The sequence below is a fragment of the Fibrobacter sp. UWB12 genome (assembly GCF_900142485.1).
Classification (GTDB): domain Bacteria; phylum Fibrobacterota; class Fibrobacteria; order Fibrobacterales; family Fibrobacteraceae; genus Fibrobacter.
Genome location: NZ_FRAZ01000011.1, coordinates 22,475 through 46,118, shown reverse-complemented (window position 1 = coordinate 46,118; position 23,644 = coordinate 22,475). Strand labels below are relative to the sequence as shown.

The 23,644-nt window shown below is 48.0% G+C and carries 21 protein-coding genes and 1 tRNA gene; 12 read left to right on the top strand and 10 right to left on the bottom strand.

Annotation, left to right across the window (positions count from 1 at the left end):
* Nucleotides 1–13: 13 nt before the first annotated feature.
* Both BUA34_RS14385 and BUA34_RS16205 read right to left on the bottom strand, forming a co-directional pair.
* Nucleotides 14–3,244 carry an InlB B-repeat-containing protein gene (locus BUA34_RS14385; RefSeq protein WP_072830778.1) on the bottom strand — a complete coding sequence of 1,077 codons (3,231 nt, stop codon included), beginning with the start codon at nucleotides 3,242–3,244 and terminating at the stop codon, nucleotides 14–16.
* 66 nt (nucleotides 3,245–3,310) lie between these two features.
* Nucleotides 3,311–3,436, bottom strand: coding sequence for a hypothetical protein (locus BUA34_RS16205; protein WP_256375033.1), 126 nt, complete (start codon nucleotides 3,434–3,436; stop codon nucleotides 3,311–3,313).
* A gap of 342 nt (nucleotides 3,437–3,778) precedes the next feature.
* Here BUA34_RS16205 and lysA point away from each other — a divergent pair, with 342 nt between their 5' ends.
* From lysA to glmM, 5 genes are all read left to right on the top strand, one after another.
* Nucleotides 3,779–5,041: a diaminopimelate decarboxylase gene (gene lysA, locus BUA34_RS14380; protein ID WP_072830776.1), complete on the top strand. Its 1,263-nt coding sequence runs from the start codon at nucleotides 3,779–3,781 to the stop codon at nucleotides 5,039–5,041.
* A gap of 239 nt (nucleotides 5,042–5,280) precedes the next feature.
* Complete coding sequence (locus tag BUA34_RS14375) at nucleotides 5,281–6,180, top strand: bile acid:sodium symporter (protein WP_072830774.1); 900 nt, start codon at nucleotides 5,281–5,283, stop codon at nucleotides 6,178–6,180.
* Nucleotides 6,181–6,293: 113 nt separating this feature from the next.
* The gene (locus BUA34_RS14370; RefSeq protein WP_072830772.1) at nucleotides 6,294–7,064 is read left to right on the top strand and encodes a lysoplasmalogenase family protein; all 771 of its coding nucleotides are present in this window, start codon (nucleotides 6,294–6,296) and stop codon (nucleotides 7,062–7,064) included.
* A gap of 61 nt (nucleotides 7,065–7,125) precedes the next feature.
* Nucleotides 7,126–7,458 (top strand): cupin domain-containing protein, encoded by a 333-nt coding sequence (locus tag BUA34_RS14365; RefSeq protein WP_072830770.1) that lies wholly within the window; start codon nucleotides 7,126–7,128, stop codon nucleotides 7,456–7,458.
* Between the two features lie 21 nt (nucleotides 7,459–7,479).
* Nucleotides 7,480–8,820 (top strand): phosphoglucosamine mutase, encoded by a 1,341-nt coding sequence (gene glmM, locus BUA34_RS14360; RefSeq protein WP_072830768.1) that lies wholly within the window; start codon nucleotides 7,480–7,482, stop codon nucleotides 8,818–8,820.
* A 105-nt stretch (nucleotides 8,821–8,925) separates the two neighbouring features.
* On the opposite strand, the gene BUA34_RS14355 is transcribed toward glmM, so the two are convergent.
* From BUA34_RS14355 to BUA34_RS14345, 3 genes are all read right to left on the bottom strand, one after another.
* The gene (locus tag BUA34_RS14355) at nucleotides 8,926–10,398 is read right to left on the bottom strand and encodes a carboxypeptidase regulatory-like domain-containing protein (protein ID WP_072830766.1); all 1,473 of its coding nucleotides are present in this window, start codon (nucleotides 10,396–10,398) and stop codon (nucleotides 8,926–8,928) included.
* A 201-nt stretch (nucleotides 10,399–10,599) separates the two neighbouring features.
* On the bottom strand, nucleotides 10,600–12,129 hold the full coding sequence (locus tag BUA34_RS14350) for a T9SS type A sorting domain-containing protein (protein WP_072830764.1): 1,530 nt from the start codon (nucleotides 12,127–12,129) through the stop codon (nucleotides 10,600–10,602).
* A 196-nt stretch (nucleotides 12,130–12,325) separates the two neighbouring features.
* Nucleotides 12,326–13,837: a T9SS type A sorting domain-containing protein gene (locus tag BUA34_RS14345; RefSeq protein WP_072830762.1), complete on the bottom strand. Its 1,512-nt coding sequence runs from the start codon at nucleotides 13,835–13,837 to the stop codon at nucleotides 12,326–12,328.
* Nucleotides 13,838–14,143: 306 nt separating this feature from the next.
* Here BUA34_RS14345 and BUA34_RS14340 point away from each other — a divergent pair, with 306 nt between their 5' ends.
* Nucleotides 14,144–15,298 (top strand): NYN domain-containing protein, encoded by a 1,155-nt coding sequence (locus BUA34_RS14340; protein WP_072830761.1) that lies wholly within the window; start codon nucleotides 14,144–14,146, stop codon nucleotides 15,296–15,298.
* Between the two features lie 207 nt (nucleotides 15,299–15,505).
* On the opposite strand, the gene BUA34_RS14335 is transcribed toward BUA34_RS14340, so the two are convergent.
* From BUA34_RS14335 to BUA34_RS14320, 4 genes are all read right to left on the bottom strand, one after another.
* A complete protein-coding gene (locus tag BUA34_RS14335) occupies nucleotides 15,506–16,804 on the bottom strand; it encodes a TolC family protein (RefSeq protein ID WP_072830759.1) in 1,299 nt (432 codons plus the stop codon).
* Between the two features lie 99 nt (nucleotides 16,805–16,903).
* A tRNA-Val gene (locus BUA34_RS14330) sits at nucleotides 16,904–16,978 on the bottom strand.
* Between the two features lie 44 nt (nucleotides 16,979–17,022).
* Nucleotides 17,023–17,487: a PTS sugar transporter subunit IIA gene (locus BUA34_RS14325; RefSeq protein WP_072830757.1), complete on the bottom strand. Its 465-nt coding sequence runs from the start codon at nucleotides 17,485–17,487 to the stop codon at nucleotides 17,023–17,025.
* A gap of 77 nt (nucleotides 17,488–17,564) precedes the next feature.
* Nucleotides 17,565–18,326: a type I 3-dehydroquinate dehydratase gene (locus BUA34_RS14320; RefSeq protein WP_072830755.1), complete on the bottom strand. Its 762-nt coding sequence runs from the start codon at nucleotides 18,324–18,326 to the stop codon at nucleotides 17,565–17,567.
* Between the two features lie 88 nt (nucleotides 18,327–18,414).
* Between BUA34_RS14320 and BUA34_RS14315 the strand changes: the two genes are divergently transcribed.
* From BUA34_RS14315 to BUA34_RS14290, 6 genes are all read left to right on the top strand, one after another.
* Complete coding sequence (locus tag BUA34_RS14315; protein WP_072830753.1) at nucleotides 18,415–18,996, top strand: ATP-dependent Clp protease proteolytic subunit; 582 nt, start codon at nucleotides 18,415–18,417, stop codon at nucleotides 18,994–18,996.
* On the top strand, nucleotides 18,996–19,916 hold the full coding sequence (ftsY, locus tag BUA34_RS14310) for a signal recognition particle-docking protein FtsY (protein ID WP_072830751.1): 921 nt from the start codon (nucleotides 18,996–18,998) through the stop codon (nucleotides 19,914–19,916). The genes BUA34_RS14315 and ftsY overlap by 1 nt, the downstream gene beginning before the upstream one ends.
* 13 nt (nucleotides 19,917–19,929) lie before the next feature.
* Nucleotides 19,930–20,253 (top strand): hypothetical protein, encoded by a 324-nt coding sequence (locus BUA34_RS14305; protein ID WP_254794501.1) that lies wholly within the window; start codon nucleotides 19,930–19,932, stop codon nucleotides 20,251–20,253.
* Complete coding sequence (locus tag BUA34_RS14300) at nucleotides 20,253–20,726, top strand: thioredoxin family protein (RefSeq protein ID WP_254794500.1); 474 nt, start codon at nucleotides 20,253–20,255, stop codon at nucleotides 20,724–20,726. The genes BUA34_RS14305 and BUA34_RS14300 overlap by 1 nt, the downstream gene beginning before the upstream one ends.
* Nucleotides 20,723–21,874, top strand: coding sequence for a glycosyltransferase family 2 protein (locus BUA34_RS14295; protein WP_072830745.1), 1,152 nt, complete (start codon nucleotides 20,723–20,725; stop codon nucleotides 21,872–21,874). The genes BUA34_RS14300 and BUA34_RS14295 overlap by 4 nt, the downstream gene beginning before the upstream one ends.
* A gap of 177 nt (nucleotides 21,875–22,051) precedes the next feature.
* Nucleotides 22,052–22,510: a hypothetical protein gene (locus BUA34_RS14290; RefSeq protein ID WP_072830743.1), complete on the top strand. Its 459-nt coding sequence runs from the start codon at nucleotides 22,052–22,054 to the stop codon at nucleotides 22,508–22,510.
* A gap of 162 nt (nucleotides 22,511–22,672) precedes the next feature.
* Here BUA34_RS14290 and BUA34_RS14285 read toward each other — a convergent pair whose 3' ends face one another.
* Nucleotides 22,673–23,506 (bottom strand): nuclease-related domain-containing protein, encoded by an 834-nt coding sequence (locus BUA34_RS14285; protein WP_072830741.1) that lies wholly within the window; start codon nucleotides 23,504–23,506, stop codon nucleotides 22,673–22,675.
* Between the last annotated feature and the right edge of the window lie 138 nt (nucleotides 23,507–23,644).

The window sequence follows — 23,644 nt, the reverse complement described above, 5'->3', positions numbered from 1 at the left end:
GCGGGCTAATAGCTTATTTCTTCAGTTCGATTTTGCCGTAGTAGGCACCGCGGGCTTTGTTGCCATTGCCTACGTTACGGCCCTTGAGGTCGAACGTGCGCTTGGTCTTGTTCCAGCGGAATTCGCCTGTGTGGGTGTTGAGCGTGCCGATAACAGTAGTTTGATTCTTGTCCTTGTCAACAATGACCATCTCGATTGTTTCGGGGTAGTCGTTATGGATAGAGGCTGTTGTGGTGACATTGTTTGCGGCTCTTACCTTTGCGGGCTTGGCCGGTGCTAACAGGTATGCGCGCATCGGGTTGATATAGGCGCCTGCGTCAACCTTCACGAATTCTCCTGCGTCGACTCCTTCTTTGGCCTGTCCGGCAAAGCCGTAAGCGCGTCCGAGTTCCGGATCGTCCGAAGTCCATTCCTTGTAAGAGTAGGTGCCTACGAATGTCCAGGAGCTATTAGGTACGGTTGCAATCGGTGTTTCTGTCTTCTTGAGGGTAACAGAACCTACAACTCCGAGCGTTGCGCTTGCCATCTTGATCAAGTACGGCTTGTTGGCTTGAATCTTTGTGTGAGCCTTTGTTTCGTCCCAAAGGGTGCTCATTTCGACTTGCTTGATGCCTTTGTCGTTTAAGCCCATGCCTGTAAATTCAAGAATCGAGGAGACTCCTGTGAGCTGGTTGGTATTTACTTCGAAGGGCAAGACCAAGGTGGAGTAGCCTTCACCGAATGTGAATTCACGCGTGAGCTCGACATCTTCGACTTCGACATCGTCCTTGATTTCGAAAGCCTTGTCGCTGGAAGCGTTTCCGTCGATAGTGACGTGCTTCTTGCCATCGACTTCGTTGATTTCGATAAATTCGTTCTTTGTGTAAGTTCCTTCGATTTTTACTTCAACAGAGCCCGTGACGCTGCTGTAGTTTTCAGTTTCTGCGACCTTGTAGTAAACGGTGTAATTCCCGGCGTTCACTGCGGTCGGAATTTCATCGCTATAGTTCGTTCCGTCAAGGCTGTAGAGCATGAACCCGACATTGGTGGAGCCTGCTGTTACAAGAGCTTGGGCTTTGCCATTGTATTTAAACTTGGTTGCTGTCGGAACTGTAATGGTCGGTTTTGCTTTTTTAATCTTGAAGTGCTTTGTGATGGAGCCGTCGTAATCGGGGTGTTTCTTGCTATCGATGGTGATTGTCACGGTAGCTTCGCCGACGTTGATGTTGTCGGAATAGCTAATAATGAAATCATCGGAAACATCAACTGCATCCTTGATGATAGTGACAGAAGGTTCGATGGCCTTTCCTGTATAATATTCATCATCAATATCGTAGAAATAGAAGTCGTTTGTGTAAGCGATATGTTTTTTCCATTGGGCGTAGAGCTGGACTGTTCCACCCAACGTTGTTGTGAGGTTTTGAACGCTTTGGCCGTCGGCATAGCTGGTGCCGGTTCCGTTAGCGTTGGTTGTCCATGCCGAAAATCCGCCTTTACCCTGGGGTGGGTTGAACGTATTTAGATCGAGATTCTTTGCGGTGCCGTAAGTAAACTGTTGGGTCGTTGATTCGTCTGTACCGTTGTTGGCGTTGAATTGGACTTTGTATGTATTAGGAGTCCACTTGGCAAAGAAATTCTTGTTGCCAGAGGAACCGCTAGAAATCGTGGTCACCTTGGTACCAGAGAATGTGCTAGTTGTGTACCAGCCCGCAAAGGAATAACCTGTCTGGGTTGGGGTCGGGAGTGTGATGGCCTCACTTTCTGCTGTGTAGCTTGTGGGTGCACCCGACGGGTTTGTACCGCCATTCAGATAGTATGTGATGGTGTAGGATGTTGCGGTCCATTTGGCATAGAACGTTTTGTTGCCGGAGGAGCCTTTTGCGATGGAAGTGAATTTGGAGCCATTAAAGTTAGAAGTTGTGTACCAGCCACTGAAGCTATATCCGTTTCTGGTCGGAGTTGGGAGCGTTTTTGCACTTTCTATTGTGTAGCTTGTAGGAGCGCTAGAGGGGTTTGAACCGCCATTCAGATAGTATGTGATGGTGTAGTTGATCGGCTTGTCTGCTCTAGCCACAGAAATGTCTTTGGCAGGCATGGTGAAAGTTCCGGATGAAGAGACGGTGATGTTGCCGTTATCCGCGGAGTAACCGATGGTATATCCGGTCTTGGGATTGTTTCCGCTTGTAGCCGATAAAGTGATGGTTGAATTATAAGCGTAGTATTTTACATCATACCTTGTGAAAGTTGTTGCTCCTGATACAGAGACGCCTGTGCCGGCTGTGATTTTATATACTGGGATCGCGCCGCTGCTGCTAGTAACATCGCCGCTGCCTGTGCCGATTCCCGTGCCGAGGTTGTAGTAGCCGTTCTGGGTGAGTGTTTTGTTGTTATATCCGGCAATGGCGCCTTTGCCTTTGCTTCCTGAATTTTTTTTGTAGCTGGAAACAAAGTTTTTAGTTGCGGTGCCAGCATTAAAACCAACAATACCTCCAATATAGGCATCGCCACCATTGTTTGTTATATAGGACTCTGTTGTGTTGGCTTCAATCGTTCCTGTGTTGTAGCCCGCGATTCCGCCGACATAATTGCTAGCTCCGCTTTTTAGGTTTGTTGTAAGGATATAACTGGATGTAGTATTCTTGATGGTGCCCTTGTTTGTACCGACAATACCGCCGACACTGTTGGTGGTGGCATCCACTTCTACTGTGAACGAATTATTGTCTGCCATACAGTCAATGATTTGTCCATTATTAATGCCTGCGATGCCACCGAAGTCAGCGCTAGACATTTGGAAGCCTGTTTGCGATTTTGTCGAAACTAGTGAATAAGAAGGCTGTTCAACGGTAAGGTTCTTTACAACAGCGCTACTGCCAAGTACACCAAAAACGCCTGCGGTAAGTTCGTATGAATAGCCTGTTCCCACGGTGACTTTTGTGGGGGTCGGGTCGTATTTATAGTAAACTCTAATGGATTTGCCGTTTCCATCGAATGTTCCGTTGAAGACGTGATTGGGGTTGCCGATGGGAATATAAGTCCCTGCTGCGGTTACGTTTGCTGTTAATTTGAATGTTACGCCTTTAGTGGTGTTACCCGCATTTACATAGGTCGCCAAATTATTCAGTTGATCGCCTGTTTTGATTAAGTAGGCGCCACCTGAGTATTCGAAATCGCTGAGTGAAACAGCCCATGCCGAAGCTGCAGATAGTAAGAGTACAAGCGATGTTGACACCGCTCGTGTGAAAGGTGTTTTTTGGTTGCTTTTCATTTGTTCATTCCTGGTCTTGTGTAATTAAAAAGCGTCGAACAAGGCGTTCGACGCAATAATTTTTTTCTAGCCGAGGGGGCCTTTGTACGGGTCTGGTTCGCTAGCTTTCAGCAGGTTGCTCTGGCGCTTGAGCTTGACGACCTTCAATTTGGGGGCCTGGTAATTCTTTTTTTGTTCCAACTCTTTTTTCATTTTTGTTTTCCTGGTTTTGGGCGTTTATGCCCAGTTTTATGAAAAATCGAATAATACAAATTGCTTATAATTTTGTCAACGAATTAAAGTAAGTTTGTAAGATTAAGTTTGTGATTAATGAATGGGCTATAAATTTCGACGATAGCTGGCTTTTACGTTTTACGGTTTTTGTAAAAACGGGAAGCCGTTTTTAGTTCTTTCGAATATGCTCGTTCAAACAAGTTTGACTCGCGCATCGCTCGCCTTTTGACGCTTTTAGCGTCCGTGGCTTCGGCTCAAAAATGCGAAAACAAGTTTTCACGCTTTGTTCGCCTTGCTCACTTTTGCTAAATTTGCGCCTGTATGAACAACTATTCCATTCCTCAAGAAGTTTTTGTGAAGGCTGCCGAACAGTATGGCACGCCTCTCTGGATTTATGACCGCGCTACGATCGAAAAGTGCGTGAAGGATGTTCAGGTTTTCGATACCGTGCGCTTTGCACAGAAGGCCTGCCCGAACCTTTCTGTCGTTTCGCTCATCCGTAAGCTCGGCTGTGTGGTCGATGCTGTGAGCGCTGGCGAAATTGTACGCGCTCTCAAGGCCGGTTTCAAAGGTGGACAGCAGAAGGGCAAGGTTCCTGAAATTGTCTACACAGCTGACATCTTCGACCGCGATGCTCTCGAGCTCGTGAAGAAGTACGACATCGCCGTGAACGTGGGCTCTCCGGACATGATTCAGCAACTCGCTGATTTCGGCGTGAAGTCTGAACTCACGATCCGCGTGAATCCGGGCTTTGGTCATGGTCACTCCCGCAAGACGAATACTGGTGGCGACCTCAGCAAGCACGGCATTTGGCACGAACAGATTAAGGATTGCATCAAGCTTGCCCAGAGCAACGGCATGTGGATTACCGGTTTGCATATGCACATCGGTTCCGGTACGGACTTCGAACACCTCGCACAGGTTTGCGATGCCATGGTCGACGCTAGCCGTCATCTCGGTTCTCACCTCCGCACGATTAGCGCTGGTGGTGGCCTCCCGATCCCGTATCACGAAGAAGAAAAGGGCAACCGCATTGATGTGAAGGCTTACTACGATTTGTGGGACAATGCCCGCAAGCGCATCCAGCAGAGCATTGGTCACGATGTCCACCTCGAAGTGGAACCGGGCCGTTACCTTGTTGCAGAAAGCGGCTACCTCGTTGCAGAAATTCGCGCCGTGAAGAAACAGGGAAATAATTTGTTCTACTTGCTCGACGCTGGCTTTACCGATCTCGTTCGCCCGAGTTTCTACGGTAGCTACCACGCTATTTCTGTGGTCGCTCGTGACGGTCGTGAACTCAACGAAACTGTTGATGCCGTTGTCGCAGGCCCGCTTTGCGAATCCGGTGACGTGTTCACGCAGGAAGAAGGCGGCTTTGTCGTGACGCGCAAGCTCCCGAAGGCTCAGGTCGGTGATTTGTTGATTCTCCATGATGCCGGTGCTTACGGTGCCGCCATGAGCAGCAACTACAACAGCCGTCGCTATGCAGCCGAAACGATGTACACGAAGGGCGAAATCAAGCTCGTTCGTGAACGCCAGACTTTCGAACAATTGCTGCAAAACGACAGAATTATTGAATTGTAGTTGATTTGATATAATCAAGATTAGCGGAGCTATTGCTCCGCTTTCTTTATATAGAGATAAAGTGGTAAAGTTGTGAAAAATGGTTGTTGTTGCGAGAATGGAGCGTCGGCCAAGGATGGGGAGGGTGCAGGGAGGGGCCCGTGCGGCCTTCGCAACTCCGAGCTGGGGCCCCGCCCGCATAATGTGTTTTCTTGATTTTCAAAAATCAAATTACTACCTTTGCTCTCGGAAATAAGACTATGGGAAATTTACGCGCGATTCTCATGCCCATCGCAATTCTTGCGGGCATCCTCATTCCTCAGGCGCACTTTTTGTCGCCGCTCTTGCCATTCACTATCGGCATCATGATGTTCCTTACGTTCGTGACGAAGATTCCGCCGCAGACGCATGGCTACACTTTCAAAATCGAGGCTCGTGCGTTTGTTGTAAGCCTTATCATGATTGCGATTCTCTGGGGCGTTGTCGAACTTTTCCATCTTCCGCGAGAGGTTCTTTTGGGTGGTGCTATTATTGCGCTTTGTCCGCCGGCGAACGCCGCTCCTGCAATGGCGAAAATGCTTGGCGGCAGTGCATCCCTTGCGCTCAAGATTTTCCTCAGCGGAAACTTGATTGCCTGCTTTAGCATTCCGATTGTCTTTGGGTATCTGACGGGGACCGAGGCAAATCTCTCCGAAATTGCGATGAAGATTTTCAATACAATCCAGCCGATTATCAGTATCCCGCTTGCATTTGCGTTTGGACTGCGCAACTTTTATCCGGAACTTGCCGACCGCGCTGCCAAATACCAGAAGTACACGATGTTCGTGTGGACGTTCTCGGTGTTCATTATTTTGTCGAAAGCGAGCTTTGATATCCGCGAGATGGGCTTTGCCGATTTGTGGAACAGCGGTAAGCTCCCGCTCATGGCTGGTGTTTCGCTGGTCCTTTGCATTGTGCAGTTCTGGCTTGGCTGGGTTTGCGAACGTGGTCGCCGTCCGATTGAAGGCTCGCAGAGCATGGGCCAAAAGAATACGACGCTTGTCATTTGGGTCTCTAGCCTTTACGCTGGCCCGGTGGTGGCGCTCGCTCCGACTTGCTATGTTGTATGGCAAAACCTTGTGCTCAGTTACATGACTGCTAAGATAAAGCCGAAAAAATAGTCCGGAATCAGGCGCCTTTTAATTTGGCGGCTTTGCTGCGGTTATTTTAATTCCACATTCTTTTGCTAAAAATTCATTTGCTTTTTTGGGGAGTTTCAGTCTATATTATATATATGGTGTATTCGAAGATAGTCTCTATTCTTGTTGCTATTGCCGCGGTCTTGTTTGTCGCGTTCTTTGGGCGCGACTGGTATGTGCTTTATCAATGCGGCGCCGTGCAATCTTGTCTTGACTCTTCGAGTGATTTTCAAAATATAACCAAGTTTATTGTAACAGCGATTGCAACGTTGATTGCGTTTATGATTGGGCGCCATGCCATAAGCAGGCGAGACCGCTTCTTTGTACAGGCTAGTTTTGCTTTGATTTTGTGTGCTGATTTTTGTTTTAAGATATTGTACAACTATTTTGGTTCTGCGGACAACCGCGAAAATTTCATCACGATTGGAATCGTATTTTTCTTTTTGTCACAGATGATTTTTATTTACCGCCATACGCGTACAAGTGATTCCGATTGGACGTTCCCGTGGATTTATTGTATTCCGCTAGCGGCAATTTTTTCGATGGTTTTCCTTGCGTATTTTCATGTGCTGGATTCGCTGATGCTCATGGCAGTTCTTGTCTATGCTCCGACGCTGAGTTGTTCGCTGTTTGCTGCATGCAGGGCATCAAAACAGAAATTATTCCCTAAAGGGAGTGCGTTCCGGATTATGCTTGGGATGATTTGCTTTGTTTGCTGCGACTTGCTAACAGGAATATCTTTGCTTACGGGCGCAGACCATTCGACCCGTGAAATCCTTGCAGTTGTGTCGAATAACTTTATTTGGCTGTTCTACGTCCCGGCCATTATTTTCCTTGCTTTGAGCGGATATCGCCGCAACGTTTAGCCTTATATGGTTGGCTCTCTTTCCCTAAAATTCTATTATTTCCTCGTTCAAAGAGGTCATAATGATTATTGATTTAAAAGGCATGGAGACGACCGTTCTCCCGAATTTTAAGGGTGGCGAAAAAGAATACAAGGCCAAGATGTATTTTGATGGAACAACGCGTATTATGCATGGTACGCTTGAACAGGGGGCTTCCATCGGCTACCACAAGCACGAAACCAACAGCGAAATTATGTTCTTTGTTTCGGGCAAGGGCAAGGTGCTTTTCGATGACGGAGTTGAATACGTCGAAGCAGGCCAGTGCCATTTCTGTCCGAAGGGCCATTCCCATAGCTTGATTAATGAAGGTCCGGAAGATTTAGTCTTTTATGCTACTGTTCCGGAACTTGGATAAGTTTAATTTATTGGAGAAAATATGTCTAAACTGATGCGTTCTATTTCTGGTATTCGCGGAATCGTTGGTGATACCCTTACTCCGCAGGTTTTGCAGAGCCATGTGCGTGCTTTCCTTGAAATCACGAAGGCTAAGCGCGTGGTGATTGGCCGCGATAGCCGCCCGACAGGTGATGCCATCGTGCAGTTTGTTGCTGGTATTTGCCGCCTTTCTGGCGTGGATGTGGTGGATGTGGGCCTTTCGACGACTCCGTCCGTGGAACTTTTGACGACGCATTTCAAGGCTGATGCGGGCATCATCATTACCGCTAGCCATAACCCGCTCGAATGGAACGCTCTCAAGTTCCTCAACAACAAGGGCCTTTTCCTCGGTCCGGATGATGTGAAGCAGCTCTTTGCTCTCGCTGATGCTAACCAGTTCAGCTATCCAGATTACCGCACGATGGGCAAGTACGAAGTTGCCCCGGATGCCGACGGTATTCACATTGATGGTACGCTCAAGATTCCGTTCGTGGATGTCGAAGCTATCAAGGCCAAACATTTCAAGGTTGCTGTCGATGCCGTGAATGGTGCCGGTAGCTTTATTGTGCCGCGCCTTTTGGAACAGCTCGGTTGCGAAGTTGTTCGCGTTCATTGCAGCCCGGATGGCACGTTCCCGCGCGGTGCAGAACCGATTCCTGAAAATCTTGGCGACTTGCGTAAGGCTGTTAAGGATAACGGCTGCGCTGTTGGTTTTGCCGTGGACCCGGATGCAGACCGCTGCGCTCTTGTCGATGGCCTTGGACAAAGTATCGGCGAAGAATACACGCTTGCAATTGCTACGGACGAAGTGCTTGCTCAAAAGAAGGGTAGCGTTTGCGTGAACCTCTCCACGAGCCGCATGAACGAAGATGTTGCTGCCAAGTACGGTTGCGAATTCAGCCGCGCGAAGGTCGGTGAAATCAATGTTAGCCTCCAGATGATCGAAAATGGTTGCGTTATCGGTGGTGAAGGCAACGGCGGCGTGATTCTTCCGGCTCTCCACTACGGTCGCGATAGCCTCGTGGCTGCAGCACTTGTGCTTAGCTGGATGGCTCACCACAATGGCGGTCCAGAAAAGTTTGTTGCTGAAAATCCAGCTTATGTGATGCCGAAGAAGAAGTTCGAACTCGGCGACAAGAAGGTTGCTGACATTCTCCCGAAGGTCAAGGCTGAATTTGCCGGCTGGAAGATGGATGAACGCGACGGTCTCTGGCTCGGTTCCGAAAAGTCCTGGGTGCATGTGCGCGCCAGCAATACGGAACCTGTAATCCGCGTGATTGCTGAAGCACCGACTGCTGAGGAAGCCGAATCGCTCTGCTCTAAGGTCGAAAAACTAATCTAGTAGAAGTAGACGGTGGATGTCATGCCGCACTTGTTGCGGCATCGCCTTTTTTACCTAGCTCGGTTGGCGGTAACGTCATCCCGGCCTTGTGCCGGGATCATTTTTTTAGAACTGCGTGATAAATTCCCAGCCGGTTTCGATTGTCCAAATCTTGCCGTCTTCACGGGGATTGTACGTGTGTTCACCCTTAAACGTACACCACTTCACAGGGAAGCGCGGATCAACCGTCTTGTAGTCGTAGCATACGTGGTTGCCGCTGCCGGAATATTCTTCGGCGGTTTCGCCACGAGCGTCGGTGAATTCTCCATTTTCATCGGGTATTCCGTTATTCTTGAGAATCCTGTCGCGGGCGCTGCGTCCAAGTTTAGGTGTGCAAAGATTGTCCTCCATGCCAACAGTACCCATCCATGCAATTGGCTTGCCCGCATTCTTAGGCATGTAAATCACCTGATCCATTGTCGAGAACACCACCACGCCACGCAAACGGTGCTGGAAATCTTGAGCAAGCGCATTACTGAACATGGCTCCAAAGCTAAAACCAATTGAGAACACGCGTGAAGTATCGATGCAGAGGTTTTCGTTCAGGTAGGTGAGGAACTCGTCAAAGAAGAGATGGTCTTTGTTGTCGTTGCAACGCCAAGGATTTTCTCTGCCATTTTCATCTGTATATCCATGCGGTGCGACAAAGATGGTGTTTTCCTTGGCGCCTGGCTGGTTTCTAAATCCGTAGTAGTTTTCCTTCTTTGCCACAACTTCGGCGGAACCGCCCATGTAATGCATGCCGAATACAAGGCGGTAGGGCTTGTTCTTGTCGTAATTTTCGGGCATGGTGAGGTAAATTTCGTGCTCAATGCCCCCGCCGGTAAACTTGAAGTAGTCCTTAAGCGTGTTGTCCTTGCCGCAGCCTTTACTCGGAGTAGGTTCATTGCCCATGGCATAGCCGAAGCTGTGAGTTTGTTCAATGACAGGCTTTTTCAGCGTGAGCTCGAGTGCAGTGTCTAGCTTGGAAAGGTAAACGCGGAGTGTATCGTAATCATTTGCTGTGACAATCAAGGTGTCTTTGGAATCGTCTTCGACTTTAAGGAGCGCTCCCCCTTGTTGTGCAGAATAGGAACGGTTGAAAGAGCCTTCGGTCGAGAACTTGATTGCCTGTTGTGCACTGCCGACGCGAATGCGAGCGATGTAACTTCCTTCTGCTTTTACGCCGTCACGCAAATGGACTTGTCCAGTGCCGTGCAACGTTTGACTCAGAACCTGGTGACCGGCCATGTCGAAGATGCTTACTTGTACGGGCGAATTCGAACTTTGTGCAAAATGAAGTGTTCCGTTCTCGTAGCTGATATAACCGGGTGTAAATCCGGCTTTGGAAATACTTATTGTGCTATCCTTTTTCTCAATTTTAAATTTGCCATCGTTATCGGTGGAGGTAGAATCTCCTGCGATAGCTAATCTTACGGAAGCACCTGAAATTGGTGAACCAGATTCACTTTTAACGGTTCCGCTTAAAGTATAGGCAGATGCCGCAGAGAATGATGATGCTAGGATAATAGAGAAAACAGAAAGTATTGCTTTCTTCATCGTGCACTCCTTTTCCACATCCCTTTAAAACAAATTTGGGTAATGTTTATTATAAAATAATTTAATAATAAAAATAACAACTTTGTCTTTGTAAACAAAATTTTTAGAATCATGTAGAAAGGGGGGCGGGATCTACAATAAAGAAAGGCTTCCCGTTCCGGGAAGCCCTTTGGGCGAGGAGAGTTAATTTATGAAGCTTTCTTAGAACTGTTCGAAGAACTTGTGGACTTCTTCGGGGACCCAGGTGCTTTCCCAGTTCCAACCGACACCCATGTTACCGGTGTCGTGTGCAGTCCACTGGTGGTCACCCGGCCAGGAGCACCACTTGACGGGGAAGCGTTCGTCGACATTCTTGAAGTCGTAGCAGACGTGTCCGGTGTTGCCCTGGACTTCTTCGGGCTTTTCACTGCTTGCATCGGTGAAGTTGCCATCGTCATCGGCCTTGCCGTTGCGCTTGAGGATTCTCGGGAGGGCGCTGTTTTTTGCGCGGTTGTAATCGCATCTGCCGTCGTTTTTACCGTGAACGTTCATCCAGGCAATCGGCAAGTTCTTCATGTTGTTGCCTTCGGGGAGCCAAATGTTATAGTCTGCGACAGCATAAGTTGCAGCGGCACGGACGCGGCTTTGCATGTCCTGCATGAGTGAGTAGCTGAACATGGCGCCAAAGCTAAATCCTGTAATGAACACGCGGCTAGTATCAATGCAGTAGTTTTCGTTCAAAGTCGTAAGCGTTTGGGCGAAGAAATCATGGTCGCCCTGTCCCTTAGTCCATACGCCGCCGATTGCATCCAGCGAAACAAAGATGTAGTCGCCATTCTTGTCGAGAACCTGCTGGCCATAGTACGGTGTCGGATGGTCATAATCTGCTTTGTGGTGTACAAAGTCTTCGCCACGGCTGCCGTAGCAGTGCAATGCAAAGAGAACCTTGTGCGGTTTCTTGTTGTCGTAATTCTTGGGCAAGGTAATAAAGTAGTCGCGGGTGTCGCTGCCGACCCTGATTTGGAACTGGTCGCCGTTTTCGACGCTCTTGACTTTTTTCAATGTGGAATTGGTGCCGCAGCCCTTACTCGGAGTCGGCTTGTTGCCAAGTGCGTAACCGAATTTGAATGTCGGTTCGGGAGGGACTGTCTTCGTGAGTTTTACATCGAGCGTTGTGTCGAGTGTGCCGAGCGGAACTGTCAGCGTGTCAAAACCTTCAGCCACAAAGCGGATGGCTTCTCCGGCTTGAGCGTCTTTCATGAGTGCGCTTGCGTTGGATCCGATGGCGCTATTGTAGTTGCCGTTCGTCGTGAATTTGAAGTTCTGTTTTGCGTTACCGACGGTTACTTGTGCTAAGTACGTGCCTTGTGCGCTGAGTCCCTTGCTCAAGTCGTACGTGCCGGCGCCTTGCAAAGTCTTGTTGAAAACTTGGTTGCCGAGGGAGTTGTAGATTTTCACCTGTACGGGAGAAGTGCTGCTCTGCGAATAAGAGAGAATGCCGTTATTGATGCTGATGTATCCGACGGAATTCCTGAATGCCGATTTGATGCCCACTTCTTCTTCGTGGATGGTGAATTTGCCCTTGTCATCGGTCGTTGCGGTTTTGTCTTCTTTGAGAAGGTTTACCAAGGCGCCTTTGATGGCCTTGCCCTGGTCATCGGAAACGGTGCCAGAGATTGTGTATGCCGATGCAAATCCGCAGAACGCCAATAGGCTTGCTGCCGTGAAAAGCTTGGGTGATTTGATACTCATGTTTACTCCTTTTACCAAGACTCCTAATTCAACACACCTAACTATAAACTAATCTAAATCCGGATGCGTCCAAAGTTGCGTGGCCAAGTGCTATGCTTATTGACTAATTGTCTATAAAAAGAATTTTACTGTAAAAAAAAACGACTTCCGGAGGAAGGAAGTCGTTTTTGGTAGAGAGCTGATTTATGAAACTTGATTAGAACTGTTCGAAGAATTTGTGGACTTCCTGAGGAACCCAGGTATTCTGCCAGTTGCCGTTGTCGTAGGCTGTCCACTGGTGCTGACCGTTCCAGCTGCAGAACTTGACCGGGAAGCGTTCGTCGACTGTTGTGAAGTCGTAGCAGAGGTGGCCGCTGCCGCCGACTTCCTTGGGCTTCTCGGCGCTGGCATCGGTGAAGTTGCCTTCTGCATCGGCCTTGCCGTTGTTTTTGAGAATGCGCTTGAGAGCACTGTCACGAGCGCGGTTGTACTGGCAGGTGCCGTCATTCTTGCCATGGACGGCCATCCAGGCGATAGGCAAGCCCTTGTTCTTCGGCAGGTAGATGTTATAGTCGGCGGTTGCATAGACTGCGACTGCACGGAGGCGGTCTTGCATATCCTGGGCCATGGAGTTCGTGACCATGGCGCCGAAGCTGAAGCCCGTCATGAACACGCGGCTGGTGTCAATGCAGTAGTTTTCTTCGAGAGTCGTAAGCAACTGGTTGATGAACTTGTGGTCCTTGTCGCTAGATACGCTCCACGGCATGCCGTCGGTATCGCCACGCGGAGAAACGAAGATATAGTTGCCTTCCGTATCCAGTTTCTGCTGGCCGTAGTACGGACTCGGATGGTCCTGGTCCGGAGAGTGGTGGACGAAGTCTTCGGCGTTAGAGCCCATGCAGTGCATGGCGAAGAGCAACTTGTAAGGTTTCTTGTTGTCGTAGTTCTTCGGTAGCGTGATGAAGTATTCGCGGTTGTCGCTACCGACTCTCATTTCGAAGCGGTCGCCGTTTTCGACGCTCTTGGTCTTCTGCAACTTTGATGTCGTGCCGCAGCCCTTACTCGGGGTCGGTTCGTTCTTCAATGCGTAACCGAATTTGAATGTCGGTGCCGGAGGCGCGGTCTTCGTGAGCTTCACGTTGAGAGTCGTGTCAAGCGTATTGAGCTTAATGGTGAGCGTGTCGTAGTCTGTTGCGACAAACTGGATGGCTTCGCCCTTCTGAGCGTCCTTCATGAGAGCGCTAGCCGTACCGAAAGAACTGCCGTAGTTGCCTTCGGTCGTGAACTTGAAATTCTGTTTTGCGTTGCCGACTGAGACCTGTGCAAAATAGGTTCCCTTGGCGTTGAGGCCCTTGCTCAAGTCATACGTGCCGGAACCCTGCAACTTCTTTTCGAAAACCTGGTTGCCGAGGGAGTTGTAAATCTTCACCTGGACTGGAGAAGTGCTGCTCTGGGAGTAAGAAAGGATCCCGTTGTTGATATTGACGTATCCGACGGAGTTCTTGTAAGCCGGGTGGATTGCCACCTCTTCTTCGTCTTCGTGGATGGTGAATTTGCCCTGGCTATCAGTTTTTGCAGTCTTGCCTTCTTTAAGCAGGCTGACATCGACATCCTTGATGGCCTGGCCATTATCGTCGGAAACCGTTCCGCTGATGGTGTAAGCAAATGATGTGGAACATAAAGCTGCAGCGCATGCTGCAGTAACGAACGAAAGACGTTTCGTTTTCATCGGACACTCCTTTTAAAAATCCAAAAAATTTGTCTTTGGACCTCTTAACCCAATTCAAATTTATTTTCCGATGAGATATAATTACAGAATGTAAATATTTTGTTATGGACAATTTGTCAACGCTTCTGGGCGGTTAATTGAGTTTGTAATAAATTTGTAATATTTTCGAGGGGCAAGCGTTGTACTTGTTGTCCCCTGGCTCGCACTTCGTTGCTCACCACCCCTTCTAGCGGGCACATCCCGCAACGCCCTGAATTCCATATTCTAATAACTATTGCCTAGTAACTAAATGCTATATATATACCCATGAACCACATTGCAATTTTTATCGACGCGGAAAACCTTACCAATTGGATCAAGCACGACGGCGTGCAGTCCCTCATGGACGAACTTTTGCCGTTGGGGCAGATTGTCGTGCGCAAGGCGTATGGCAAATGGTCTTCGCCGCAACTGATTCCAATGCAGTCGGCGCTCAACGAGAACGGATTTGAACTTGTGCATACATTCCATCCGGTGAGCGGTAAAAATTCGACGGACATCAAGATGACAGTCGATACCATGGAAGTGGCGCTCGATTCGCAGGTGCAGTGGATTGTTCTTGCAACGGGCGATTCCGATTTTTCGCCCCTGTTCCGCAAACTCCGCGAACAAGGTAAAGAAGTGATTGGTGTGGGCCCCAAGTCCCCGTTGAGCGAGTGCGTCAAGAATTCTTGCTCCAGATACATTTATACTGACGATGCGACTGTCGCCGATGAAGATTCCGGCGATGAAGTGTCCGATGCCAAGGAACGTGCAAATAGGCTTGTCTCCGAAAAGATTGATTCCATGGAAATGCTCCGGAGCGTTTTGCAAAAAGAAGATGGCCCGATTGCACTTGCGGCAATCAAGCCCAAGATGCTCGGGCTCGATAACGCGTTTAACGAAAAGCGCCTCGGTTTCAAGACATTCAAGGATTTCGTAAAGTCCGCGGACTTTGTGCAAATGACGGATGTGGGCGGCGGCTCTTACACGGTTGCCCTTGCAGAGCAGAAAGTCGCTGTTGAAGAAGATGCGCAGATGATTCTTGCAAAAGCGCTCAAGCGTAAGGGCTGGGATATGTTCCCGCGCAACATGCTCAAAAAGATTTATGCCGAAGCTTGTGACTTGACTTCGTTTGTTCCGATGAACAAGCAGGACTTGGTTCAGGAAATTGTTGCAAAGAATATTGCCGGTACGACAAGCAGCATCATCAACCGCGCTTTGGGAACTTTTTTCAAGGCGAAACTTGTGACCATTAGCGGTGGTGATGACAAGCTTTGGACCGTTGCCGAAACAAACCAGTATTGGAAAGAAATAGACAAGGCCATGCTCGACAGGCTTCGCGTAAGCCTCAAGGAAACCGGTCAGAAGGTTCCCAAGAAAGACATTGTCGCTATTTTGTACGGAAAGTACGCCGAAGGCGAAGCCGAAAAACTCGTGTAATAAAAATGCCCCGTCGGAGCGGGGCATGACACGTTTTGATTTGTCACCCCGGCCATGGTGCTCTTTGACCACTTGCGGTTGACGCTTCGCGTCAGCAATTTCGGCTCGATCATAAAATCAAGTATGCTTGATTTTGCGACACTCGCCTTGAATGCTATTCAGCTCTTACGTGGTCATGATCCGCGAATGGGGACGGGGTCGCCTTTTTTAGTCCAACTTTCCCTGATACAAGTCCAGCAGATTGCGGGCCAAGAGGCTTGTGTACTTGGCGTTCGTGAGCGTGGACTGTGCACTTTCGAGACGGTTTTTCTGAGAAAGGTAATCCGTATAAGTCAGGGAACCAACGTTACGTTGTTCTTCGGCAACCAGTAAGGCTTCGTTTTCTGCTTCGACTTGAAGAATGGCGGCCTTCCACTGCATGTCGGCGCTGAGGGCGTTCAGGTAAAGTTTTTCGATAGTATTTTCGAGGGACTTTGCCTGTTCCTTTAAGGCGACCGCGCTTTCAGTTTCGCTGAGTTGAGCTTGCAGCACCTTGTTTTCGGTAGCTCCGCCATCGATAATCGGGATGTTGATGTTCAACGAAATGCTATGCGAATAGCCGTTCTTGATTTGGGTACCGTATTTTTTGGATTCCCATGCCTGAAGGCCTGTGCTTGCGCTAGCTCCGAGCGAGACCTTGATGGACTTGCCCTTGCCTGCAATTTCAGTATTCTTCTGTGCAACTTGGATAGAAAGGCTGTCGGATTTCAGACTGGGGGAATTGTCTGTTGCGGTCTTTTGAAGTTCGTCGAGCGAGGGAATTGGCGTAAGTGCATCCGGTGTCTGGATTTCTGTTTCCGGAGCAGTAACCTCGAATGTTTCGCTTTCGGGAAGTTCCAAAAGCTGGCGAAGTGTAGTCTTCGAAGTGTTGACGCTCAATTGTGCCGCGAGTTGAGCTGCTTCTTTCTGCAGTACGTTTGCCTGCGACTGGGTCAAGTCTTTCTTGGTGATGGAACCGGCTTCGAACAGTGTGTTGTAGTGCTCGAATTCAGCCTTGGCAAGTTCAACAGATGCATCTGCGGTGTGCAGTTTTTCGATGGCGGCGAGCAAGTTCATGTATGCGTTCAGGACGCTTTCTTGCACGGAACGTTCGGTTTCTTTTGTCGAAAAGCGCGTGGCTTCTTTGTTCAGTTCGTTGGCCTTGATGGAAAGGCGCGTAGAACCGCCATCCCACAACGTGTAAGAAGCATTTATGCCTGCGCTGAGACGGTAATGGTCTTGCGGACCATCTCTGAACGGGGAATCGTAAAGGGAGTTGCCGATGCTGGCCGAAAGGGTGGGGTAGTTCCCGACTTTAGCCTGTTCGAGGCTTACATCTGCCTTTTGTTCACGGATTTTTGCAGATTCTAGCTTTAAGCTTTTTTCTTTTGCCTGCTTGAGACATGCGCTTAAAGTCCATGAACCATCAGCGAAAACAAGAGATGCTGACGCAAAAATACCGAGAACTATTGCTTTTTTGTAATTCATACCTTTTAGATGCCCCAGCTGTATATTTTGGTTGCGTGAAATTTAAGATAGAAAATTTGTACAAACACAAAAAGGCTTCCGTGTGGAAGCCTTTTCGAATGGACGGTACTGGATTTGAACCAGTGACCTCTGCCGTGTGAAAGCAGCGCTCTAAACCAACTGAGCTAACCGTCCGAAGTGAGAGCAAATATAGAAAAGGATTTATTTGCTGTCAAGGGTTATAAGTACTTGTCTTCGGCGGCGCGGAGGATGGTAAGGAACTCTGCCGGAGTTTTCGAGGCGATGAGGTCCTTGCGCACGTTTCCGTCTGCCAACAGGCGGCTCACGGAAGAAAGCGCCTTGAGGTGAGGGCCGACGGTGTTTCCCGGACTCACGATGAGGATGAGCAGGAATACCGGTTCGCCATCAAAAGACTGGAAATCCAGACCCTTTTCGATGGTGGCGGCGACCATGCACATGCGGTCCACGTAGTCAATCTTTGCATGCGGAACGGCAAGTCCGCAACCGATGCCGGTGGAGCGGCTTTGTTCGCGTGTCCAGATTGCTTCGAAAATCTCGTCACGATGATCGAGTTTGTATGCGCTGCAGAGAGTGTCAACCAATTCGTTAAGAATGGCTTCCTTTGTTTCACTGGAAGAATTTATCAAGATGCAATTATCTACAAATCTTTCAGATAGACGCATGGTGTAATTTTTTCCTTTTTATGAACCTATCAAACAACTATTTTAGAAAATAAAATGCTGTTTGGAGAGGGGTATATTTAAAATATGTTTAAAAAAGAAGATAATTCTATCTGTGAAGTGGTCGTTTCGAGCCTGTCGATGGCTTTTCTCATGAGTGCAACATCAATTTGACCTGGGGCGGCCGCTTTCCCGATGGAGCCGTAAGTGAGGTTTGCGCCCTCTTTCAGGGACCAGATTCGACTGATTTTTCCGGTTTCGCCCATGCCGAATGCGGCGATGAATTTGAACCCTTTTGCCTTTTTTGCAAACTTGTAGAGTCTGGTGCAGTCGTCGTCGGAGTTGCTCATGGCCGCAATTTTGATGCCGTCTGCCTTGACCCGTTTGACATCGGTGAGGTAGTTCTTGAGTTCGAGGTCGTTCGGGATTCGGGTAAAGTTATGCTCGGAAACGAGAATCTTTACGCCTTTGGGGGCGGCGATATCGCGGAGTTCGTCAAAGTCATGGAGGCAGTCGCGTTCGAGGTCTAGCCATTCTGGAACGTCTGCGGCTTCGAGAATCTTTTTCCATAAGGCAGGGCGTTCCGTTGCGCGTGCATTGGGGAATGTTCCGCCATCTCGCTTGAGTCGTATGGTGCCCAATTGTATCGTATTCGGTGCGATTTTGTGGACGCGAGATGCTAATGATGGCCAGTCGGATTCATCAAAAAAGTCGTAGCGGATTTCGAGGATGTCGCAGCTTTCGTAGTCAATGCGTGCCGGGTGGAGCTCTTCGCTCTCGGCGGCGGTAAGCGTTTCGGGGTCAACTAGCCCGACGAGATATTTCTGAGAATCTGTTGGCATGGTTTTAAATATAGCAATCGACTAACGACTATTGACGAACGATAATATATTGAATTTTCTAAATTATACTCGAACAAAAGGATGATTTATGGCTGATTGTAACGAGAATAAAGAAAAACAGACCCCGGACATGCTCAGAAAGGCTGAAGAATACCTCGCCTCCAAGCGCAGAATTTTCTTGTGGGGTGGTGTCGATGATGAAAGTGCCGAACGCATTGTGAAGCAGCTCCTGTATTTGGATTCCCTGAATCACGAAGACATTATTTTCTTCATCAACAGCCCGGGTGGCGTGATTTCCTCCGGTCTTGCCATTTACGACTGCATGAACGCAATCCAGAGCGATGTCGTGACGGTTTGCTGTGGACAGGCTGCCTCGATGGGTGCCGTGCTCCTCACTGCCGGTGCAAAGGGCAAGCGCTGTGCATGGCCGAACGCTCGTATCATGATTCACCAGCCGCTTATTCATGGTGAAATTGTTGCCCCTGCAAGTGATATTCAAATCCAGGCCGAAGAAATGCTTCGCATCCGTGGCATCACGGGCAAGATTCTTGCTGAAACGTCTGGCCACACAATTGAACAGATTGACCGCGACACCGAACGCGATAACTTCATGTCTGCCGAAGAAGCCAAGTCTTACGGTCTCGTGGATAAAGTCGAGAGCATCATCTAATGGGTTTATTTTCTGCAATTAAGAGCGGGCTTGCAAAGACCCGCGACGCCTTGCTTGGCGAATTGAAGGGCATTGTCGGTGCCGGAAAAATTACGGACGAGACGCTCGAAGAACTTGAAGAACATCTCATCAAGGCTGATGTTGGTGTCGAGGCTGCATTCCTTTTGACGGATGCACTTCGCGAAAACGCTTTGGGCAAGTCGCTTACGACAGAGCAGGTGCTCGACATCATGCGTAACGAAGCGGAACGCTTGCTCAAGGATCCTCCTCCGTTTGAACTCAAGGGCAAACCGCATGTGGTGCTCGTGATAGGCGTGAACGGTGCAGGCAAGACAACGACTATCGGTAAACTTGCTGCCCGCCTTAAGAACGAAGGCAAGAAGGTCATGATTGCCGCATGCGATACGTTCCGTGCTGCTGCAATTGACCAGCTTGAAACATGGGCCGAACGTTCCGGTGCCGAATTTGTGAAGCATCAGGAAGGTTCTGACCCGGCTGCGGTTGCGTTTGATGCTTGCAGTGCCGCTGTTGCGCGCGGCTGCGATGTGGTGCTGATTGATACTGCCGGACGATTGCACAATAAAGACTACTTGATGGAAGAACTCAAGAAGATTGTGCGTGTCATCAAGAAGGTGAGTCCGGACATGCCGCACGACATGTGGCTTGTGATTGACGGTAACACTGGACAGAACACTATCAACCAGACGAAGATCTTCAACCAGAGCTTCCCACTCACCGGTCTTGTCGTGACCAAGCTCGATGGAACCGCGCGTGGTGGCTCCGTGCTCTCGATTGCTAGTTCTTTGCAAATCCCGATCCGCTGGGTCGGCATGGGCGAACGCATCGACCAGCTTGTGGAATTCAATAAGCGCGACTACGTTGACGGTCTTTTCGAAAACGCTCTGGAAAATAGGGAGTAGTCTCTTGAGGCGTTTGTTTCTTTTCGGTGTAGTGGCGCTAGCTCTTTGTGCCTGTACGGATTCTGCTCCGAAAGCGGATAAACGCCTTGTTTCCGCGTATGTCGAAATGCGTGTTGCCGAACAGCTTTATGGTGGCGAATCTCCCATGGGGCGCCTTGTCCGCCGTGAGGTCTTGAAAAAGTACGGCTACACCCGCGAAGATTTTATCAAGGCTTGTGATAAAGTTCTTGATGACGAAAAACGATGGATGTCGTTCCAGTTGGCAGTCTCGGACCGGATTGATTCTTTGCTTGGAATCCCGAAAGTTGTACCTGTGCAAAAAAAGGATAAGAAGTGATGAAAGCGAGTGTATGGATTGTTGCTGTATTTTGCCTTGCTCTTTCTGCGTTTGCGGCGCCTCCTCCCAAGCCTAAGCTTGTGCATTGGCTGGACTACACCGAAGCTTTGGAAAAAGCGAAGAATTCCAAGAAACTGATTTTTGTAGATCTTTATGCGGACTGGTGTGTGCCGTGCCGAATTATGGATGCAAATACATATTCGGATCCGACGGTCGCATCGCTTTTGAATACAAGATTCATTTCTACAAAACTTGATGTGGATTCGCAAGACACGATTGTCTGTGATGGCAAGCGAAAGACTGTACAGCGTTGCTATTTTGACGTGTGGAACTTGACCGTGCTGCCCGCGTTTGTCTTGATTGCTCCGAAGGGGCTCTCGATCATGACAATCAAGGATTCCTTTACTGCCGAAGAAATGAAGTATTTGCTTTACCAGATTCTTGAAAAAGAGAAGGAGTGGATTTCGAAATGAGTGAAGACATTCTCTTTTATGCACAAATTGCTTTCTGGATTTTATTGTTCCTGATTGTACATTGCTATTTGCTGTTTCCGATGACGCTCCCGTTTGTGAGTGAAATTTTCAAGCGCAAAAAGAAGTCGATGGATGGTTGTGCCGAACTTCCATCGGTGTCGATTTTGATTTCGGCTTATAACGAAGAAGCCGTGATTGAACGCAAGATTCGCAATATTCTTGAGATTGATTATCCCAAGGAAAAATTGGAAGTCTTGATTGGCGATGACGGTTCTGCAGATAAGACCGCAGAGATTGTGGCGCGATATGCCGACCAGGGAATTACTTTGGTAAAGGCTCCGAAGAACGCAGGCAAGGCTGCAATGCTGAACCGCTTGCAGAAAATTGCAAAGAACGATATCTTGCTGTTCTGCGATGCAAATACGATGTTTTTCCCGAATGTTGTGCGTAAGCTTGTCGATCCGTTCAAGGACAAGAAAATCGGATGCGCTTGTGGCCACCTGATTCTTTCGGACAAGAGCGGAAGCGTGCTCGGTAAAGGCGAAAGTTCTTATTGGGACTTGGAAAGTGAAATCAAGAAGTTCGAAGGCGTGCTGGACCGCTTGATTGGTGGCAACGGCGCTCTTTATGCAATTCGCAAGAATCTTTATACTGAACTTCCTGTCAAGAAGAGCGTCATGGACGACTTCTTTGTAACGACGAAAATTTTGCAAAAGGGATTCTATTGCACGTTTGTTGCAAGTGCAATTGGTACGGAACAGACCTCGAAGGAATCGAGCGGTGAATACAGACGTAAAGTTCGTATTGGTCGCGCTAATTTTAATTACTTGTTCTCTTACTTGCCGCTTTTGAATCCGTTCCGTCCGCTGCTTGCTTACCTGTTCTTCTCGCATAAGATTGTACGCTGGTTCTCTCCGCACATCTTGATTCTTTTGTATGTCGCAAACGCATTGCTTTTGACGAAGGGCTTGTTCTACCAGATTTCGTTTGGCTGCATGACGCTTGCCTTGATTGTTGCGGTGACGAGAATCCTCCCGAGCGCTTACTACTTCTTGCTCATGAACCTTGCTATGCTTAAGGGATTCTTCCTTGCATTCAAGCGTGAACGCAGTGGCGGCTGGGCCCGTGAAGCTCGCAGCGACGAGTAGTATCAGACGAAAGACCGCTACGCTGGTAGACGAGAGACGAAAGTATTGTGTCATCCTGAGCGAAGTGTAACGGAGTCGAAGGATCTAGTCAAGTCTTGTTTCGCAGTGTCATCCCGCACTTGTTGCGGGATCGCCATCTCGTAAGTGAATAGAAATTATATATTAGAGTGTCGAGATATGAAGAAAATTTTGATAACATTACTTTTCGCGCTTGCATTTGTCGCTACTCCGGCGAGCGCTTTCACGTTGGATGCGCAGGGCGGTTTCTGCAATCGTGTGAGCCACATGGGATATTTCAACATGAGCTTCTATGGCCATCTGTGGTATCCGATTGACCAGATGGTTTTTGCTGGTGTTGGCATTGGCTATCAAGAATTAGATAATGTCGGCCTTATGCCGTTGTCCGGAAGTCTTTGGGTTCGCCTGCCGATTGGCCGAACTGTGCTGCCTATTGCAACAGGTGATTTTGGTTATCTGTTCGGCAAGGACGATCAAATGTTTTGGCGTGCAGGTGGTGGACTCGACATTAAGAATGGTGACAACTCGTCCATTATTTTTTCGACAGGCTATCAATTCTTGAATCACTCCGGTGAAGGCTACTGGTACTTGCAAGCCGGCATTCTCATCGAGATGTAAATTTGGCTTATCGCTCCAAGAGGCTCTTTTTAACGCAAAAAGAAAATCTTGCGGGCGGGGCCCCAGCTCGGAGTTGCGAAGGCCGCACGGGCCCCTCCCTGTACCCTCCCCATCCTTGGCCGACGCTTTTATTTTCTAAAGTATTGTATTAATCGTTTATTCTTAAAATGGTAAATTGACATCATCATCGTTGCCATTTTTGTAACCATATTTCTTGTTGATGTAATCAGAGTGTTTTTGTTTGATGTCTTGCGAAGCGTATGCGTATGGAAGAAGCTTTCGATATAGGGCTTCGATTTGCGCAATTGAAAGTCTGCTTTGTTCTCTTGCGATTCTTTCTGTTAGTTTTGATTGTAAATAATTTCGTTTTGTAATAATTCTTGATTGTGTGTTAGGGGGAATATCTTTTAATTCACATCGTTCACTAAAAACTATTATGGAACAGTAGGAATTATGATTTCCTAATATGCGTTTAAGAGCGTTAATGTGACCGTTGTTTTGAAAGATTGGATTGTAGAATTGTTTCTTTGTTCTGTTATTAAGTATTATGCACCATTGGTTACTGTTCTCGTCTCCGTATATTTGTCCAGAAATATTTTTGCTTTCGAAAACATATATCCCTGTTTCGTGAATCCATACAAGGTCTATTTCGCAATGAGTCCCTATATTGAGATTTCTTAAAATTTTGTAATTATAACTATGGCAACTTGACCATTTAACAATTTCTTTGAATGTAAGGAATTCGCCGTAATCTCCTAAATCAGATTTGTCTGGGCATATGTTGAATCTGTCATTGAAATTAAAGGAGCTGCTGTTAATGATTGATTCATAGTATTCTTGATTTTCCTGAGCATAGCTTTTTACTCTGTCTGAGATGGTAGAAGTGTTTTTATTTAAAGAATTGTCAGAACTTGAAGATTTCAAAGACTTAATTACTACTACAACAACAAGTACTATTGCAACCTTTATTAACAAAGCTATTAGAGAAGATATCATATTTAGCCTTTAAATATTTGGACTTGAAATCAATTATAATCTAATCAAAATTTTTAATGATTGCGTTTTTATAAAAATCATTTGTTGAAAAAACAAAAAAATGCCCGCTTGTGGCGGGCATAACATTCTACTGTTTAC